This window comes from Mycobacterium sp. TY815 (assembly GCF_030755135.1).
Taxonomy (GTDB): domain Bacteria; phylum Actinomycetota; class Actinomycetes; order Mycobacteriales; family Mycobacteriaceae; genus Mycobacterium.
This window is the reverse complement of sequence record NZ_JAUFRX010000004.1, coordinates 316,504-334,379: the sequence shown is the minus strand read 5'-3', so window position 1 is coordinate 334,379 and position 17,876 is coordinate 316,504. Positions and strand designations below refer to the sequence as shown.

At 64.3% G+C, this 17,876-nt stretch carries 19 protein-coding genes; 8 read left to right on the top strand and 11 right to left on the bottom strand.

The genetic code is table 11. The features are described from left to right. Positions 1-65: 65 nt before the first annotated feature. The 3 genes from QXK92_RS31470 to QXK92_RS31460 all read right to left on the bottom strand — a co-directional run bounded on the left by QXK92_RS31470 (position 66) and on the right by QXK92_RS31460 (position 3,241). Positions 66-872, bottom strand: a complete 807-nt coding sequence (locus QXK92_RS31470; RefSeq protein WP_156452322.1) for a hypothetical protein — start codon at positions 870-872, stop codon at positions 66-68. A 244-nt stretch (positions 873-1,116) separates the two neighbouring features. Then, on the bottom strand, positions 1,117-2,256 hold the full coding sequence (locus QXK92_RS31465) for a transglycosylase SLT domain-containing protein (RefSeq protein WP_306248345.1): 1,140 nt from the start codon (positions 2,254-2,256) through the stop codon (positions 1,117-1,119). A 127-nt stretch (positions 2,257-2,383) separates the two neighbouring features. Next, positions 2,384-3,241, bottom strand: a complete 858-nt coding sequence (locus tag QXK92_RS31460; RefSeq protein WP_306248342.1) for a chemotaxis protein — start codon at positions 3,239-3,241, stop codon at positions 2,384-2,386. Between the two features lie 786 nt (positions 3,242-4,027). On the opposite strand from QXK92_RS31460, the gene QXK92_RS31455 reads away from it, so the two are divergent. Both QXK92_RS31455 and QXK92_RS31450 read left to right on the top strand, forming a co-directional pair. Beyond that, complete coding sequence (locus QXK92_RS31455; RefSeq protein ID WP_156452323.1) at positions 4,028-4,273, top strand: hypothetical protein; 246 nt, start codon at positions 4,028-4,030, stop codon at positions 4,271-4,273. An 810-nt stretch (positions 4,274-5,083) separates the two neighbouring features. Beyond that, positions 5,084-5,449 (top strand): hypothetical protein, encoded by a 366-nt coding sequence (locus QXK92_RS31450; protein ID WP_055576771.1) that lies wholly within the window; start codon positions 5,084-5,086, stop codon positions 5,447-5,449. 169 nt (positions 5,450-5,618) lie between these two features. Here the strand turns inward: QXK92_RS31450 and QXK92_RS31445 are convergent, their stop codons facing one another. Together QXK92_RS31445 and QXK92_RS31440 are read right to left on the bottom strand one after the other, a co-directional pair. Continuing rightward, positions 5,619-6,335: a hypothetical protein gene (locus QXK92_RS31445; protein WP_156452325.1), complete on the bottom strand. Its 717-nt coding sequence runs from the start codon at positions 6,333-6,335 to the stop codon at positions 5,619-5,621. A 30-nt stretch (positions 6,336-6,365) separates the two neighbouring features. After that, on the bottom strand, positions 6,366-6,917 hold the full coding sequence (locus QXK92_RS31440) for a helix-turn-helix transcriptional regulator (protein WP_055576773.1): 552 nt from the start codon (positions 6,915-6,917) through the stop codon (positions 6,366-6,368). A 290-nt stretch (positions 6,918-7,207) separates the two neighbouring features. On the opposite strand from QXK92_RS31440, the gene QXK92_RS31435 reads away from it, so the two are divergent. The 3 genes from QXK92_RS31435 (at position 7,208) to QXK92_RS31425 (ending at position 9,400) form a co-directional block, all read left to right on the top strand. Then, complete coding sequence (locus tag QXK92_RS31435; RefSeq protein ID WP_082658410.1) at positions 7,208-7,624, top strand: WhiB family transcriptional regulator; 417 nt, start codon at positions 7,208-7,210, stop codon at positions 7,622-7,624. A 146-nt stretch (positions 7,625-7,770) separates the two neighbouring features. Next, on the top strand, positions 7,771-7,983 hold the full coding sequence (locus QXK92_RS31430; RefSeq protein WP_082658411.1) for a hypothetical protein: 213 nt from the start codon (positions 7,771-7,773) through the stop codon (positions 7,981-7,983). 472 nt (positions 7,984-8,455) lie between these two features. Continuing rightward, entirely contained in the window at positions 8,456-9,400 is a 945-nt protein-coding gene (locus tag QXK92_RS31425; RefSeq protein ID WP_306248338.1) for a helix-turn-helix domain-containing protein, read from the top strand. Positions 9,401-9,444: 44 nt separating this feature from the next. Here the strand turns inward: QXK92_RS31425 and QXK92_RS31420 are convergent, their stop codons facing one another. From QXK92_RS31420 to QXK92_RS31410, 3 genes are all read right to left on the bottom strand, one after another. After that, entirely contained in the window at positions 9,445-10,263 is an 819-nt protein-coding gene (locus tag QXK92_RS31420) for an abortive infection family protein (protein WP_069432808.1), read from the bottom strand. Next, positions 10,260-10,871 carry a recombinase family protein gene (locus QXK92_RS31415; protein ID WP_069432807.1) on the bottom strand — a complete coding sequence of 204 codons (612 nt, stop codon included), beginning with the start codon at positions 10,869-10,871 and terminating at the stop codon, positions 10,260-10,262. Before QXK92_RS31415 ends, QXK92_RS31420 begins: the two co-directional genes overlap by 4 nt. 169 nt (positions 10,872-11,040) lie before the next feature. After that, the gene (locus QXK92_RS31410) at positions 11,041-11,829 is read right to left on the bottom strand and encodes a hypothetical protein (protein WP_306248336.1); all 789 of its coding nucleotides are present in this window, start codon (positions 11,827-11,829) and stop codon (positions 11,041-11,043) included. Positions 11,830-11,997: 168 nt separating this feature from the next. Between QXK92_RS31410 and QXK92_RS31405 the strand changes: the two genes are divergently transcribed. Genes QXK92_RS31405 through QXK92_RS31395 form a run of 3 tightly spaced genes read left to right on the top strand, consistent with a single transcriptional unit; the run spans position 11,998 to position 14,502 of the window. Next, on the top strand, positions 11,998-12,594 hold the full coding sequence (locus tag QXK92_RS31405) for a recombinase family protein (RefSeq protein ID WP_306248334.1): 597 nt from the start codon (positions 11,998-12,000) through the stop codon (positions 12,592-12,594). 53 nt (positions 12,595-12,647) lie between these two features. Beyond that, complete coding sequence (locus QXK92_RS31400) at positions 12,648-14,111, top strand: Mu transposase C-terminal domain-containing protein (RefSeq protein WP_055576340.1); 1,464 nt, start codon at positions 12,648-12,650, stop codon at positions 14,109-14,111. 7 nt (positions 14,112-14,118) lie between these two features. Next, the gene (locus QXK92_RS31395; protein WP_306248332.1) at positions 14,119-14,502 is read left to right on the top strand and encodes an AAA family ATPase; all 384 of its coding nucleotides are present in this window, start codon (positions 14,119-14,121) and stop codon (positions 14,500-14,502) included. Between the two features lie 57 nt (positions 14,503-14,559). Here QXK92_RS31395 and QXK92_RS31390 read toward each other — a convergent pair whose 3' ends face one another. From QXK92_RS31390 to QXK92_RS31380, 3 genes are all read right to left on the bottom strand, one after another. Further along, entirely contained in the window at positions 14,560-14,874 is a 315-nt protein-coding gene (locus QXK92_RS31390) for a hypothetical protein (RefSeq protein WP_306248330.1), read from the bottom strand. Positions 14,875-15,615: 741 nt separating this feature from the next. Then, entirely contained in the window at positions 15,616-15,879 is a 264-nt protein-coding gene (locus tag QXK92_RS31385; RefSeq protein WP_306238313.1) for a hypothetical protein, read from the bottom strand. A gap of 477 nt (positions 15,880-16,356) precedes the next feature. Continuing rightward, a complete protein-coding gene (locus QXK92_RS31380) occupies positions 16,357-17,583 on the bottom strand; it encodes an Ig-like domain-containing protein (protein WP_133449269.1) in 1,227 nt (408 codons plus the stop codon). Positions 17,584-17,876: the final 293 nt, after the last annotated feature.

Genomic DNA, 17,876 nt, shown 5'->3' with positions numbered 1-17,876 from the left:
CTCAACGGCAGCGAACCGCCGCGCACACCCGATCCACTACGCGAACCGCGCCGAGCCGCGGCATACTAGTCGCCCCGCGTGGCCGACGAAGGGGGTGCAAGCGGCTCGTGAATCAATGAGTCGCGCGGCACCCAAATCCCCGAACCCGGAAGATATTCCAACGTGCCCGGCGGCCCCAATGAATTCGGACCCATGAATCGGGCATCGGGGAAGTCGGTGCTCGGCGCGAACACCCCCGAATGCGGAACTAACTCGATCCACGTATACGGATTGCCGGAGTGGTCATAACCCGGGGAGGGCGCAAGATCGCCGGGCTGCTTGACCACCACACCCGGAATCTCGTCAGCTCGCACAAACGTTCCCGAACCAGGACCAATCTCAATCCATCGAGGTCCATCCGGAGGACCTGGAGGGGTAGGCCCGCCCGGTCCAGCCACCCACGGCCTGTGCCGAGGATCGCCCACTACCCAACCCGGCTTACCTGAATCCTGCGGCTTGTCATTGTCCAGTGGCTGTGCATCAGTTCCTGACCTGTGCCCAGGAAGTTTCCGATAACCGGCGGTGACCTGCCGCAACGTCGCCGACACCGCCTGAAACTGACTCTGAGTCGACTCCACCTGATCCTGCATCGCCGACAGATGCTGATTCATCGCCGCCACCAGCAGCTGAGTTCCAGCCGGATAGCGTGCCAGCGACTCCGCCGATGCCCCCACCTGGCGGGCCTGATCGCGGATCATGCCCGAGGCGGCACGCCCCTGCTGACCGATCGCGAGGGCCTGAGCTGCGGCTTCCCGCACCTGCTCATCCAACCCCGCAGCAGTCGTCTGCGCCTGCTGATACGAAACGGCGACCCCAGAAACACCCGTGCGCAAGCTGCTCCCACTGGAAGGGGGCGCCGGCACCGAGCTGCCAGCGCCCGACGTGGGCACCTGGCCACCGGCACCCCCCTCGGCCGGAAACAGGTCATGAGCGCGCGACAAAAGGCGGTCAACTGCCGCCACGAACTCTGTGACGTTCACCAGAGCGTCCCTTCCACGTCAGTCACCACAGCTCTCATCTACGCACACCTGCCCCCAGAAACTCGGCCCACACACGTGCTTGCGCAGCGGCCGACAGCTAGTAGCCGTGATGCACACCGGGGTTAGCCTGGCCGACCAACGCCCGCAGATTATGCCCATCACGGGCAACCCCATAACGCGACATCAGATAATTCATCGACGCACACGCATTGGCTACCGGATCCCAAATATGATTCGACGTCCCCGGCTGGTGATGCGCCGCAAAAGTCCCCGGCACCAGCTGCCAAGGACCCCGGCTGGAGTTCAACGGACCACCATCGACCTGGCGCGCACCATGTGCATTCGTATCGGACACATTGATCGCGTCCGACCGGAAGCTCGACTCGTGCTCAGCGATCGTCATCATCCCGTTCTTCCAGTTCGCACGAGCTCGCGGATCAGAAATGCCGTTGCGGTCTAGTGCCTCATCAACAACCCGACTCATCGCCGCCGCCCCGCCCGGCCACAAGCCCTTGCCCTCAAATGACACCTCCGATGTAGCCAGAGCACCTTTACCGACACCCGCAGCACCCGCCGCCAAACCCGACGACCCCATCGTCGGGCCAGCGACCGCACCACCACCAACCCTGCCCATCCGGCCCAGCATCGACATCGGCAGGCTGCCCAGAGCGCCCAGGCCGCCAAACCCACTACCCGAGCCCCCGCTGAAAGCCGCCGGGATAGCGCTCAGCGCCGACAACCCGCCCGCACCGCCACCCATCCGCAACCCCTGATACGCCGCCGCCAACTGCCGCAACCGCAGCGCCAGCACCCGATTCTCGGCCGTGGTCTCCTCGATCTGGCGCTGCATCGCCCCCAAACGCTCATCCATCGCCGAGACCATCAACCGCATCCCCGGAGCCGTATGCGCCACCCTCCCTATCGCATCGGCCTGAGCCCGCGCCCCATCACGCACCGAACCAGCACCCAGCGCCCCCCGCTGACCAACTGCGGTCGCCTCACCAGCCCCCCCGCCAGACTGCACATCCAGCCCCGTCACCGCGGCCCGCGCCGCGCCGTAACCGTCACCTGCACCAGCGGCGCCCGACCCCAAACCGCTACCCCCAGCAGGGACCGGCGGCACCGACCGCCCACCACCATTGGCGGCGAACACACCAGCCGCCGACCCCCCCGACGTGGGAAACAACCCATGCGCGCGAGTCAGCACCCGATCCACATCGGCAACAAACTGCGACACCGGGCCAACCACCCACCAAAACTAACCCGCAAAAAAACGCCTCACCACAACCAAACGGACAAACACCCCTACAGACGCCCGCCATCCGCTGACCAAGCCCCCACAGCCTGTGAACCCGCGACACCTACTAACTGGGTAACAGCTGGTAACCAGCGATCCAGGCGGCATAGGCCACGTCGGCCACCATCAACGAATCAGATCGCTTCCAGCACAACAACATTTCCAGGCGCCGACAGTTAGTGAAGAAATTCTCATAACTTACGACCTGGTCTGGATCCTCCAAACCGTTCAGCCCCGGACGCTGTGCCGCCATCATCAGACGATCGGACTCATACTCAGCATTTAGAGCCGCCCATTCCTCCGCTTTTGGCCACCCGCCGGCCACTACGGCATCGGCCACCGTCCGGGCAATCTGTGAAAGCTCAACCACGCCAGCGAATACCGACCGCCGAGTCAACTCCCGGCAGTACGCGATCGCTTCCGGTTCATCCATCGCTTTCAAACTCGCGTACAAACCCGCATTCACCGTCTGTAGACGATGCATCCGCGTACGGCGAAGTTCCGAGGCGGGACCATGTGGACCCCCGTGTGGCACACCAATCGCCGCCTGCCGCACCCCCTCGTCGGGGTCCTCCAGGAACTCCGACGGCCACGCCCATGTCGTTGCCACCGCGCCGACTCTGTCCCCGTTCGCACGGGCGCCGCGTACCGCCTTCTCGGCCGGGTTGGACCAACCCATCCAACGGACATCGAAATCCTCATCGAAACCGCCCGCGACGGCCATACCGTTTCGTAAGAACACCCCAGGCGGGATGTAACAAGCCCCGTCGTTAGTAGCCACCCATAATGTAGTACCGCCAGATGCGTTGTGGCCCACGGCAACAGCCCAATCAAGGCCAGCATCCACCAGACAAGACGCGCCGGCGAGTTCAGCCACCGCCATCTTCGCGACCTCGACATCCGATGCTGCATCGTCACGTGACACCCCGGCAACCGCGCGACCGCTAACCGCCGGAACCAAACCCGCACCAGGACTAGCGGCCGGAGCCCCGCCCTCGGCCGGGACTGGCGGCACGGCCGGAACCGAACTGGGCGCAGAGACCACTGGCCCCGCCGGTGGCAGCACCGACCCATACGGCGTCAATCCGGCAGGCATCCCTATCCCCGAAGGAGCAGACACCGCACCCGCCGCGGGAGCAGACGCTGACGTCGCCGCGGCCGGAGCCGCAACTGTAGGCGCACTCCCCGCCGGCGCAGCCAACGGACCACTCAACGTCTGTGGCATGGGCCCCATTGGCGCCGATACCGCACCACCGGCTGCCGACACTCCCGCCGCCAACCCCCGCCCAAAATCCATACCTGCCGCCGAGGGTGTCGCGGATGGCAACGAAGCTGACCCAAGACCAGCAGGCGACATCGAAGCACCCGGATTGAAGCCGATTCCGCTGAACAAACCTTGCAGCCCCGACAGCGGAGAGCCCCCTCCGCCTCCCCCACCCGGCATACTCGGCAGACCAGACACCGGTAAACCACCACCGGATCCCAACGGCGACGGAAGACCTCCACTCGGTAGGGACGTATTGGGTGAACTCGGATTATTCGTCGACAGAGGCGCATGAGGCTGCAGGGAGTCGCGAGTGCCCGATGATCCACCGTGGTGAGTAAGCCCACTCTCGGGCGCTGCGCCGACTGTAGGTGACTCTGGTGTCGGGTCCGTTGTGGCATCCGTTCCAAAGTTGGCAGGCTTGACTTCTCCACCCTCTGGCGCCAGGTGAAGGTTCCCCAGCATCTGGGTGGTGTACTGGGCAGAGTACCTGTGCAGGTCTGCCATATGTGTCTGCACGATTGCCCGATATTTGCTGGTGATCACTGCGATCTGGGCCAGGGGATGCCCACTACCGCTGCGCAGGAGTTTTTCGATCTCGTCGTGCATAGCGGTATTGGCCTGTGCCATAAGCCGTTTCGTGCGCTCGACATCCGACGCGGCCTGGCCGATGAGCCTATTAGCGAGCTTTGAAGCGGCGGCGGACTCGTTGAGTAGTTGCTCCAATTTGGCGTAGGCAGAGTCGGCGGCGTCTGCTCCGATGCCTTGCCAAACTCCTTGGGTGAACACAGTATTTCGTGCAGTGTGAACGTCATCGGCCTGACCCTCACGTAATCTCTGGCGCTGTTCCTCGGCCTCCGCGCGGCTGTGCAACTCTGTTTCGGAATCCTCAGGCCAGACAAATGGCGGAAAGAGTACTGAGGCGAACAAACCTTGCGGTCTCGGATGATCACCCCCAAACCCTGACTGCGCACCGATGCTCGGTGCGCCTGCCAACAGCTTGGCCTTGGCGAATACGCCGAGCAGCTGCCCTGCTTGCTGCTTATTGCGCTCGACCCAGGAATCGGCCGAACCGGTCACTAGCGCCATGACTGTTACCGAGGGATCCCACATGCGTCGGCGAACGTGTCGATTGCGGCATTCGATATGTCTGTCAGGCGGTTGACTTCACTCGTTGGTGTTCCACCCATTGCGGCTGTGGTCACGTCCAACGTCGTATCGATATACCGGCGAGCTGCGGCTGCGACGTCTGGCGGCACCGCCGGACCGAGCGCGTGTTCCACAGCGATCGCACTTGTGACCGACTGTAAGTTCACAGGCACATTGATTTTGCCCTCCACGCGGAACCCACCTTGGCCCTCGTGGCCTACGGATGTCTCGAATACGTGGCAGACGTGCTGCTTGGCGCCAGCCACCTCGGTGCTGCTGAATTGCGGCGCTGAAGATGGCGGTGAAGTATGCGTCGGCGCAGCTGGTTTGCTGTCGTGCATGGTCAGGTAGGTGATGGCCGAGCCGGTGCCCACCGAAACCCCCACGGCCAGCAGCGCCGCCGCGGCCCAGGGCCAGCGGCGGCGGGGGTTGGGAGCGATGCCGCTTGCCGCTGGCGGCAGCGATGGTGGTACCGCGAACGGCGCCGGTGCTGGAGGAAGCGTCACTGGCGACGACGAAGCGGCGTTCCTGGACCATGGCGACGACATGTGCAGAGCCTCCTGTCAGCAGCTCAATGCGCTGGAATTCGCCACCTCGGTTGCCTCGACGGCGGCGACGCTCATTTCGCGATTCACCGAATTCGCAGTGGCGTGGGCCTGCACTTGTGCATCACGCACGGTGTGCACCATGTCGGCTGCGTGCAGGAGCGGCAGGGTGTAGCTGCCAACTCGTAGACCCGCAACCGTTGTAGGCGGCTGAGAGGCTGCGGAGGCATCTGCCTCAGTCAAACCAGCACGTGTAGCTGCGGGATCCATTTCGAACATGACTGGGAATGCTACCGGCGCTGACACGCTGATACATGGGTCGGTCAGCAAATTCATCTGCTCAACTAGGAGAGTAGTGCGGCCAGTCGCGGGTCGTCAGCCCAGGCCTCGCCGAAGATCCCGTGGGCACTGAACAAGCTCAGCGCGGGCGTGGCCACCCCGCTGAATCTGACTGGCGCGATCGAGCCGAAATTGAGCGTCAACGTCCATTGCTGCAAGTCCGGATGAAACTCCGTACAGTCCCCGAACCACAAGCTGACCAAGCCATGCGGGCGAGTGGCGCACAGCAACCGGTCGGTGGTCACGATCACCGAGCTGGTCTGGTGCCATCTCCACTGCGGTGCGGCTTGACGTTGTGCTGCCGCTTTGCGGCGGTGGTTGACCAGACCCTGGACCGCCAACGCGCCCACCATGACAGCCGGCCTGCCTGCCACGATCAACGGCATGGACGTGTAGTTGGCGTTCGTCCCGCAAAAACGGGCGTAGCCGACACTGGCGGTAACCAGCGCCGTCTCGCCGGGCTCGAGCACGGGTCCAAACACGCTCACCGGCGTCGGTGATAGGCCGGCGTGCAGTGCCGCCGCACACTGGCGGCTGTAGTGCCACCACTGCTCGGCCTCACTGAGGGTGCGCACGGGAGTTCGACGCTGCTGGCTGTCACGCACACTCGATGCGACCGGCGCTGCCGCGTTCTCGGAACGGCAGACGCGCACCGGGACGGCTGATGTGCAGGTGGCGGGAAGACGTTGTGGGCCCTTCGGCATCCCAGGGATGTCAAACATACCCAGACGTTAACCAAGCGGGCTGACACGCTAACTGTCTCGGAGTTCGGCCAAAATCTTGATCGCCTCGGCGCGTTCCTTATCGCCTAACCAGGGCAGCATCCAAATGAGCGCTTGTTCTATTTCCCGGGCGGCAGTGGTGAATTCTTCATCAAGTGCTGCCCTTGCAGCAGCATTCATCCCCTCGCGGTGCTCTGCGAATGAGCGCCGCATCCTCAGTATCCAGCGGGCCTTGTCAAAACGATCTACAGCTGCGGCCGGATCCGAGTCGGCGGTCGATGCGACAGCGGCAGGCATAGTGGTGCCACCTACCGGAATGGGGGTGCCGCCCGAGAGCACCGCATCGGTACTGCCCGGCGCCCAATTCAGTGCCCGGTCGAGTGCTTCGCGTGAACGGCGGCTGAGACGGTCTATTCGGTTGTTCTCGATATAGCGGATCGTGGTCACCGACAGTGGCCCGCGTTTGGCCATCTCGGGTTGTGTCAGGTCGAGGTGCTGCCGCCGAAGCCGCACCTCCCTCCCGAGACGCTCCCACGACATAACCAGCATTTTGCCCGACAAACCGTCAGAAAGGGCGCTCATCCGTCATCTTCTTCTCCGTTCGCTGTCGGTTTGAGGTGAACCCCGTCCCGCGCCGGGACCGACGTCAAAAGCTGCCCTCACGTGCGGGTTTGCTCGAATTCCCTTCCCCGCGGGCGGGAATCCCCAGGTCGCCCCTCCGTCAAAAATGACGTTATGACCGTCATAACCGTCAGAACCGTCATATCCTCTGTTACATTGACGGTGCCTCGCGGGCCGACCAGCCCGGGACGCACGGGCCTGACGGCCCCTAACGAAACCGGCTGTGAGAACACGAACAGGGAGGATGCCCCATGACCACCCCAAGTAAGGCCCCGGCACCAACAGCGCCGGTAAGCCGCCTTCAGTTGCCGACGCCACCTGTGAGGGTCTTCCACAGCACTGAGGTCCAACTGCCCTGCCGCGAACGCGCAGAACTGTTCTTCAATCCGCACACCTACGCGAAAGCTCAGCGCTGGTGCGCCAGTTGCCCATTCCTGGGCCGGTGCGGTTATAACGCCGTGGCTACGCGCGCCACACACGGCGTCTGGGGCGGCATTGTCCTGCCAGGTCACTACCCGAGCCGGCTCGAGCCGATCTACGCACGCCTGGCCGCCCAGTTCGAGCGGCGCCGAACCCGTGAAATTGGCGACGCCCCGGTGGCCCCGCTGACCAACCTGCTGGCCCAGAAGGACGATGCGCACCAGGCGCTGGCCGGCGCCGCCGCGTAACAGCAATCTCCTGGTCCCCCCAGTGTTTGCGCAAAATTACGTTACGGCGCAATTTACCGTAATTGCAGTTCAGAGGCGTTTTGTAGGCACCGAAGCGCCCGGCGTGTCGAAGCTGATTCCACATCCATGGTGAAAGAGTCAAGGCCATGCCAGCTCATCACAAGGGCGAACGCAAGCAGTTCTCGGTCCGCCCACCCATCGAAGTTGTTCCGGTACTAGAAGCAATGTGGCGCGAATCGGGAGTCTCGTCGATCTCGCAATACCTCGCCGACCTCGTGACCATTCACGCGGGGCGACCCGACTTGGCTCGCGAACTCGGAAAGTCTCCCGCTCGGGAGGTACTACCCCTGGCGATGTAGACAACTCAGCTCCGACGCCTTGCCGGAGCCCAACATGACATCTGAATAGCGGGCACAGAGCACCCCCTGACATGACGAAGGCCCCGCCGAAGCGGGGCCTGTGTCTGAAGGTTCAAACCGAGTTGGCGCTCGGTTCTGGGTCTCCGGCCCATTTCCCCGAAAGGGACGTGTCTTGGTCGACTCGTCTCACGGTAGCGCATACCTCAGTGCTGTTCCAGCGCCGCACCGTGATTTCTGTGTCTTTTCGATTACACCGTCACCATCAACCGAATTCGCGGCGTCTCCGTACCGCGGTTGCACCCCCCAACAGCCACGCCGCGGCATTGCCAGCACGCGGCCGCGCGCCACCGCCCTGTTAACCGCAGGCTGCCATCGGGTTGCCGCCGCAGCTCTCACGCTAGATCCTGGCGAGGGCACCTACCGAGGCGTTCCATGCTGGACCGGAGGGGCGGCCAAATGGGCCCACTTCACCGTGCCCATCGCTTACGACCTGCGCTACACCGCGATCCGGCCAATGATGTGCAACGGCGGCGTCAGCCGCCAAGCCCTCGTCGCCGTGGCCGCAGCACGCGCCCGCTACGCCGATCACGCCACCGGCCGCAACAGCCGGCCCACCAACGAGCGCCTAGCCCGCGAAACCGGCTACACCGTTCGCACCATTCAGCGCGTCGACGAGGCACTGAAACTTCTCGGCGTGGCCACCGAAGTCCTTCGCGGCCGCCAACGCACCCGCGGTGAACGGTTCGCCTCCTACCGGGTCGGCGACCGCCGACGTGGCTGGGCCTCAGTGTGGGCGCTGCACGACAACCGCCAGCTAACCGCCGTTATCCACAGCGTGTCACCCCACCCGCTAAGCGGTCGTTTTTTGTCTACAAAAAACCGTTCTTCTCAACTCACTACCCGCAGACGCCGGCCCGGCGGCCGGCGGCAAGGCGGCGCGCAGCGCCGCCAAGGCCTAGACAAGGCAGGGCTAGCGCTGGCGAAGGCCTGGCGGGCACGGCCGGATTCGCCCCCATGGAGTCGGCGGCACTCCCCCGGTGCCTGGTCGCGAATCCTGGCCGCACCCGCTCAACACGGCTGGACGGCGCGCGACGTCAACCAGATGATCACCGACTGGCTCGGAGTGGGAAATTGGGCCGCCGACCGCCCGCACCGGCCAATTGGCTTACTCGCGACCATCTTTGCCTGGCACGGTCCAACAAATCTCGACGAGCGGCCTGCAGCCCTTGACGAGGCGCGGGAAGCCCAAGCTCTGCAAGCCCAAGCGCGCGCCCGCGCTGCGGCCGTCACCGAATTCGACGCCTCCCAGCGCGCCAAAGCGGTTGGCCGCCAGGCGTTGTCGAGCAGCCTAGGCCGAGTTGAGGTTCGCCGGATTCTGGACAACGCCGCCCAGCGGCGCCAGTCGGGGTCGCCTTAGTAACGGAACGAAACTGGTTGTTTTCGTGGTCGTTTGGCCGCGGCTTACGAATGACCTTTGCGCCAGGGCGCTTCGGGGTCGGCGAGGGTGTCGAGCATCAGTTGGCACCAGGTGAGCGCCGCGTTGACCGCGAGTTGTGCGTGCCGGACGCCGAGACCAACGCGTGCGGTTGCCGGACCGTGTCCGGTGCCCATCCCGCGGTTGCGCAGCTCGGCAAGTCCATTGGCGATGGTTGTGACCGCGCCCAGGATGCGCTTAACACCTTCGCTGCCATCCGGTCCGGAACCGTTCGAGGGGTCCAGTCCGAGCGAAAGCTGTGCTGCGCGCGCTAGTTTAGGTAGGTCGGACTTGTCGTCGAACGGCTGGCCACGTTCGCTGAGGACAATTTTGGCGGTGCTTTCGATCAGTTCCTTGGCGCTGCCGACCGCGAGCGCGGGATCGTCGCTGATCGCACGCCTGATGCGCTCGAAGCCCTCGCGGATGGCTGACGGGTCCGCGAGCCTTGCGATTGATTCGATCGAGAGTTGCGGCCCGACCGGCGTGATCTGGGCGGTCTGCTCATCGACCTGGTAGCCGTCGCGGCGTAGCGATTGGTGAAACTGGCTCAGGCCCTGAGGTTCCCAGCCATTGAATAATCGTTCGGCGACCCGGAGAAATCGGCCGACGTGTCGTGGGTCGGTCCAGTCGACCGCATCCAGGTACGACTGCGTCGTCTGGCGACGTACGCTGCTGTCTTCGTAGCGGCAGTCAGGGTCGGGCGCGAACCCTTCGTCCTGGAATGCAGTGCTGATCGCGCTGACCGTGCTGTCAGTCATCAAGTCGCGGAAGATGCCGCGCGTGGTACTTCCTACCAGATCGGTCATCGTGTTGGGCTCTGTGTTGTCGTCCCCATCGCTCGCCCACCCGCGCGCGCGACCGCCCGGTAGATTGTCGAGCGGGTGACCGGGAACAGTTCCTCGAGCTCGCCGATGGTGTGGGTTCCGGCGCGGTAGAGCTCGACGAGGTGCGCCTCCTGCCGTGGACTGAGCTTGGGCTGTTTGCCGCGCAGCCGCCCCTTGGCCCGGGCGACGGCCATGCCCTCCCGCGTCCGGGCGCGAGCAAGGTCGGCTTCAAACTCGGCGATCATGCTCAGCGTGGTGAACAGCAGCCGGCCGATCGGGTCTGTCGGATCGTGCACCGAGCCGCCAATGTTGAGACGCACGCCGTTGGCGGTGAGTTCGTCGACGATGTTGCGTGCGTCTGGAACGGAGCGGGCGAGGCGGTCGAGCTTTGTCACGACGAGCGTGTCGCCGTTGCGGCAGGCGGCGAGCGCTTGGCGTAATCCGGGTCGGTCTCGGTTCGTGCCAGTGAGGCCGTGGTCGACATAGATTCGCTTCGGGTCGACGCCGAGCGCCGCCAGCGCCTCCCGCTGCGCCGTGAGGTCTTGATCGACTGTCGATACCCGGGCGTAGCCGATCTTCAGCTCAGCCATGTAATAAGTATGCCGGTTAGCCCCCCTTTACCGGGAGGGACCACCGAACCAGTCTTACGGGACGTCGGCACTCCGGGCCGGCGGAGCCGCGCTTGTGATTTTCAGAGGTAAGTGGCGGTGAATCTTCAGCGGTAAATGGCGTCACATAGTCGCGATGACCCGCGTGCGGTTAAGCGTTTAGGCGATCTTCGTATGGGGCGTCGGGCGGAATCTGTAGGACCTCGATCATCTCGGATGTGCGGAGCTGGTCGATAAGTTCACGTGTACCGCCGATGATGGTGGAGTCGTAGTCGACTTCGGTTGCCACGCACCAGGTGTGGTCGGCGGGCCAGAAGAAGCTTGGCGATTGGGGGATGAAAAAGTCCTCGTTGACCCAGTGTCCGATCCGTACGGCGGCGTCGATGTGGCCTTTAAACAGGTGGTATCTGCGGCCGGGTAGTGAAAAGGTGGGTCCGCTTGTGGCGAGTCGCCATTGAGCCGGTGCCGGCTGGGGCGGTTGGATGTCCGGGATCACACCGTCGGGAGCGTAGTAGGCGGTGATCGTCGACGCCGGACTGTCATGGTCGTGGAGCCAGCCCCAGCCTTCCCAGACCGCGAAACAGCACGCCTGTGCTGTCGTGGTGTGCCTGGCGAGGATGGCGCAGAGCGCCTTGAGTGCCCAGCCGTTCAGGTCTCCCCGCATGGGGTCGCCCGGTCGGCCGCGTCCCGAGGATGCTGAGGACTTGATCTTCTCCCACCAGGCCGATGGATGGAGAATGCGGCTGTTGGCGCGGGCCACCGTCGCCCAGGTCAGTGGTCCGGGGTGATCGTCGAGGGGATGCAGTAGCCGGGCGTAGGCCCCAAAGCCGGCACCGACCATGCCGGTCGGCCAGCGCTGGTGATCCCATAGGTCTACCCGGTCGATCAGCCACTGAGCCGGCTCGGCCGAGCCGGCAGGTCGAGGAGGTTGATGATCCACCCTGCCACGATCCCTTACACCGCCCCGTTACGCAGCATCGGCGTGTTTCGTTAACGATCGTTCCCGTGACAGTTCGCCGCGCCGAGAGGTTTCCCCAGGATGGGTCTGTAACGCTTGCCGTGTCCGCGCCAACGTCAACTTGTCGGGGGTTGGCGATACGGTCCGGCCATGCGGATCGGCTACGCGCGGGTCTCCACCCGCGACCAGCACCCTGAGGCCCAGCGCGATGCGCTTACCGCGGCGGGCTGTGACCAGATTTTCCTCGACAAGGTATCGGGCAGGCTGGCCCGCCGCGCAGAGCTCGACAAAGCTCTGCTGTCGGCCAACCGGGTCGGCGATCAGCTGGTGGTGACCAAACTGGACCGGCTGGGCCGATCGCTGGAGCATCTCATCGAGTTGTCCAAGCGCCTACAGGGCGCCGGCGTGGATCTGGTGGTGCTCGACCAAGGCATCGACACTTCAACGGCTATTGGCCGCATGTTCTTCCAAATCCTCGGCGCAGTAGCGGAATTCGAGCACGCTTTAATGTCGGAGCGCACCATGGACGGTCTGGCGGCCGCGCGGGCCCGCGGCCGCACCGGTGGGCAAAAACCCAAACTGGGTCCCCGTCAGGTGAAGCTGGCCCAGCAGATGTACGACGAGAAAGACGAACACGGCAAGCGTCGCTACACCGTCGAGCAGATCGCCGCCGAGTTCGGAGTCACCCGACCCACCATTTATCGGCATCTGGGCAAGGCCCTTAACAACGGCTCGGCCGCATCATGACCCCCCCGCAAGAGCCGGTCAGGACACCGGACGAAGCGGATACCGCATTGACCATGGCCCAACGCGAACAGGCGATGGCCCGCTACGCGGTGCTGCGCCCACACCTGGACGACGGGATATCGCTGGCCGAAGCCGCGCGTCAGGGTGAGGTGGCGCTGCGCACCGCGCAGCGCTGGCTGGCCAGCTACCGCAAGTCAGGACTAGTGGGGCTGGTCCGTCCTGGACGCTCTGATTGCGGCCGCCGCGGGTTGCCCGATCAAATGGTCACGCTGATCGAGGGGCTGGCATTACGACGGCCTCCGATCAGTGCGGCAAATATTCACCGCCAGGTGACCCAGATTGCGCCGCAACATGACTGGCCGGTGCCGTCCTACAGCACGGTGTACGCGATCGTCGCGGGCCTCGATCCGGGCTTGCGGATGTTGGCCCACGAGGGCACCAAACGATACGAGGAGACCTTCGATTTGGTGTATCGGCGTCAAGCGAGCGGGCCGAACGAGCTATGGCAGGCCGACCACACTGAACTGGACCTATGGGTGATCACGCCGTCGGCAAAGCCGGCTCGCCCCTGGTTGACTGTCATCGAAGACGACCACTCCCGCGCTGCAGCCGGCTACATGGTCAGCTTGGAGGCACCCTCCGCGATCAACACCGCTTTGGCGCTGCGGCAAGCGATTTGGCGCAAACCCGATCCCGGTTGGCCGGTGTGCGGCATCCCTGGCGTTTTCTACACCGACCACGGCAGCGACTTCACCTCCCGGCATATGGAGACCGTAGCGGCCGAACTGAAAATCCAACTGGTGTTCTCCCTGCCCGGCAAGCCACGCGGCCGGGGCAAAATCGAGCGGCTGTTCAACAGCGTCAACCAGATGTGCCTGTCGACGTTGCCCGGCTACGCGCCACGCGGAACCCCTGATCGAGCCGGACAGGCCCGGCTCACCCTGCCCGAATTGGACACCGCGATCGGGCGGTTCCTCAGCGACGGCTATCACCACCGGGTGCACAGCGAGACCCGCCAAACACCAGCACAGCGCTGGTCGGGCGGCGGGTTCTTGCCCAGGATGCCCGACTCGTTGGAGCAACTCGACCTGCTGCTGCTCACCGTGGCCCAGCCCCGCAAGATCCACCCCGATGGAGTGCACTTCCAAGGACTGCGCTACCTAGACCCGGTGCTGGCCGCCTACGTCGGCGAACAGGTCACCATCCGCTACGACCCGCGCGACCTGGCAGAGATCCGCATCTTCCACGACGACAAGTTCGTCTGCCGGGCGATTTGCCCCGAGCTGGCCGGCACCACCGTCGCGCTCAAGGAAATAACCGCCGCCCGCAATGCCCGCCGCCGCGAACTACGCCAAGGCCTTCGTGATCGCGCCAAGGTTGTCGACCAGCTCATCGCCGTTCATCAGCCCGACTGCAACTACCCGCTGCCTGGGATGGCCGTAGCGGCTAGTGGGCCAGCCGACCTCGACCAGGATTCGGCGCCCAAACATGCGCTCAAGCTTTACCGAGAGGACTGACCACGTCATGGCCGACATCCAGGACCAGGACACCCAACACACCGCTGCCCCCTCATCCGAGCAGTCAACTACCACAACGAAATTCGTTGTCACCAAGCAGCATCGCCGCTTCGTTGAATTCTGCGATGCCGTGCGCCGCGACCGCTACATCGGCCTATGCCACGGCGCACCCGGTGTCGGCAAAACGCTGTCGGCTCGCCACTACAGCTCATGGGACACCGTCAGACCGATCGTCGAGCACTTCCGCTTCTACGAGACCGTCGCACCCGAACCTGCTCTCGCCGTGCGCACCGTCTTCTACACCCCCAAGGTGCACAACACACCCTCATCGTCGAGAAAGAGGTCCGATACCTGCACACCCGGCTCAGCTGGGCCATTGAGACCACGCTGAACCCCGACCGCGGCTCCGAGCACCTCGTTGAACCTGACGGGGCGTATACCGAACTGGTCATCGTCGACGAAGCCGACCGGCTGAAAAACCCCGCCCTAGAAGCGCTACGCGACCACCACGACCGACCGCACCGGCGCCGGCCTGATCCTCATCGGCATGCCCGGCATTGAACGCCGACTGGCCCGCTACCCGCAGCTCTACAGCCGCGTCGGATTCCTGCACCACTACCAACCCCTGTCCAGCGACGAACAAACCTTCGTACTGTCGCGTCAGTGGCCCGACCTCGGCCTCGACAACCCCGAAGACTTCACCACCCGCGAGGCCCGCGCCGCGATCATCCGCATCACCAGCGGCAATTTCAAGGCTCACCACCCGGCTGATGGCGCAGATCCATCGCATCATGGACATCAACCAGCTCAACACGGTCACAAGCGAAGTCGTCGACGCCGCCCGCGAATCCCTCGTCATCGGGATCATGTAACGCCATCTATCGCTGAAGATTCACCGCCACTTACCTCTGAAGATCACAGCCGCGCTCCCTTGGTGTCGGTGTGCCGTTGAGGGTTCGGCTATCGAGACCTCCTGCCCGGCATGACATCGCCTCCGGTGTCTTCGGAGACACCCTGACCTTTGGCCATTTAATCGATGAAACCAAGCACGCGGACTATCTGGTGGTGGCCGCCGTCGTGGTTGCGGGCGATTTGGGCGCCATTTAGAAGGATGTGGACGAGCTACTGCTACCGGGCCAGCAGCGTCTCCACATGAAAGCCGAAAAGGCTAACAGACTCAGACCGCAAGTCATGACCCAGCGAGGTCATTTGGGCGTGCGCCGGGTGAGAGACCGCCCCCGCATACGGCGCCTGGCCGAGCTCGAGCGGGATCGCCGCGACAACCGCCGCTTCGGATCGCCGGCTGAAGCAGTTTCTGCTTTCTGCCGCTGCCCGGAGGCAAGCCGCAGCGACCAACCTGATACCTCTAGCAATGTCAAGCACTGCAGACGTGGTGCGCGCGGCGATCAGGGTGGTGCGGGGCAAGAAGCGAGACACCACGAGCTGGGCTGCCGCCGCTCCTGGTGGACGCGATCATGGCTTCGGCGCGTCCCTTCCTTCACTTTCAGCAGCGTGTCCGCCACCGGGGTGTGATCCGTCGGGCCGGACGTGGTGGTGGGGCAGGCCTGCGCTCGTGACCCGGCAGGCTGTGGGAGTCGTCAAAGGCGTGGGTGGCGTCGTTGCTATCGATGTCGGTGATCAGTTGCTGGATCTGGTGGCGCGCTTCCTGCATGGTGCGCGCCACCGAGGCTGGAAATTTCGCTGCGCGGGCGGCGTTCTTCCGGTGTTGCGGGCAGCGGAGGATGCGGGCGGTACAGCGGTCAAGCATGCGCAGAACTCCTTGGTGGTGATGCTCACAGAGTTAGCGGCGCGAACGGCGCTATCCGCCGCGGACGGTAACTCTTTGATTGCAGCTCCTGTGTGCAGCCAGCGTGGGCTCAGCCGGGCACTGCACGCGCCGAACCGGCCACGCGGATGCGAAAACACCCAGAACAACCCGGTTCGGCCTTCCGCCAGTGTACCGGCGTGGGCAGGCGGGAAGGACGTTGTGGTGGCCAGCGGTGTCGTTGGCTGCGACCAGGTAGTCGGCGGTAACGTCGGCGCCGGGTACGACCGGCACGGATGAAGAAACCTTGGGCGCGGACCGCCAACCTAAACGGCCCGGTGCGACGGGATCGGATTCTTCTTGTTTCTCGACTCAAAGGAGACAGCGGAAGAGAAAGCTGTGAGTTCGTGGTGACCCCAGCCTTGCCGTCAATCACCCGGGCACCGCAAGGCGTGGGCCTTCGATTGTTTGCGGCTCAGGCTAGGGCAAAGCTCTCAGGGCGCTTCCGGCCCGCCATTGCGTCCACGGCACACTCCAGTCACCGTTGTTGCGCAACGACAGTGGCGGGCCGCCGGTGTTGCGGATCTCGACGATATCGCCGGGTTGAGAAAAGCCGAAGAACCATCGGGCGTTGTCGCCATTGAGGTTCAGACAGCCATGGGAAGTATCGGTGTTGCCTTGGGCCCACACCGTGCTGTCGAGTTGGTGAAGATAGATGCCGTCGGGGCTGATGCGGGTGGCGTAGTTGATGGTCTCGCGGTAGCCGAGGCGGGAATTGACGGGCAAGCCGTAGGTAGACGAATCCATCACGACCGGATTGGCCTTATCCATCACTGTGTAAACGCCGGGCGGGGTCCAAAACGTGAGGGTCTGGCCCGCGACGGTCTGGGTGCCGCCCATGCCCATGGAGGTGGGCATGGTGCGCACCAGAACGCCGTTGTTGTACACGTTGACCTGTTTGGTGCTGTCGTCGGCGATAGACACGTGCGCATCACCGATGCTGAAGGATGCCTGCTTGTCCTCATTGCCGTACAGCCCGCTGCCCAGCGGCGCACCATAAATGTTGGCCGCCACGGTGATTTTCGTGCCCGCTGCGTAGTAGTGCTCAGGGCGCCAATGGGCGTTTTGGTCATCGACCCAATACCAGGAGCCTTCGACGGCCGGAGCGGTCGTCACGGTCAGTCGGCGCTGCGCGGCCGCGCGATCGGTGATGGCCTCGTCGAAGTGGGCGACAATGACCGTTCCCACCCCGTAGGTGCCGCCGTCGTGCAGCGCCGCCCCCGAGGTGGTGGTCAGCGACACCGCGGCCTGATTGCTCGGTGTGAGCGTGGTGAACCTGGACATCTGCGACGCGGGGGTTCCCGTGGGCCCGCGACTGCCCACGGTGAGGGTGTAGGTGCGGCCGTAACCCAGCGGCACGCGGGGCTTCCACACCAGATGATCGGGAGTCATGACACCCGGGATCGGCGTGTTCTGGTCGTTGACCAGCTGTACGTCGGTCAGGATGCCGTTGGCCGCGCTCACCGTGACCGCGCCGAGCGGGTCGACGTTCACCGCGTCAGGACCTGGGGTGACGGTGATGATCGCGGGCGTTTCACGGAGCGGAGCCGACTCGGTGGGCAGCACACCGTTATGGCCATCGCCTCGCCCGATCACCACCACGGCGACCACCACCACACTGATCACGGCGACCGCCATGAGGCCCATGCGAGTTCGTCGACCGATAGGCACCAGACGCCTCCTGTCCTTTCTCCACCTTCGTTATCACCGCCGCCAACTCCATGTGGCCGGCAACCAGACCAGCAACACCGTGGCACCGAGTCGAGCAAAGCGGTCCGCGAACCTAGCGCCACTGTCGTCTATTCAAAGTGTTAGGGTATTCCGTCCGCTCGAGTGACTGCTCATCGTGATCGCCGGAGCGTTGACTGCGGCGACGGCCCGACAGCACGATTGACCTCGGCCTGCTGTTCGACACTCTGGTCGTCCGCTCCATGGCGCCA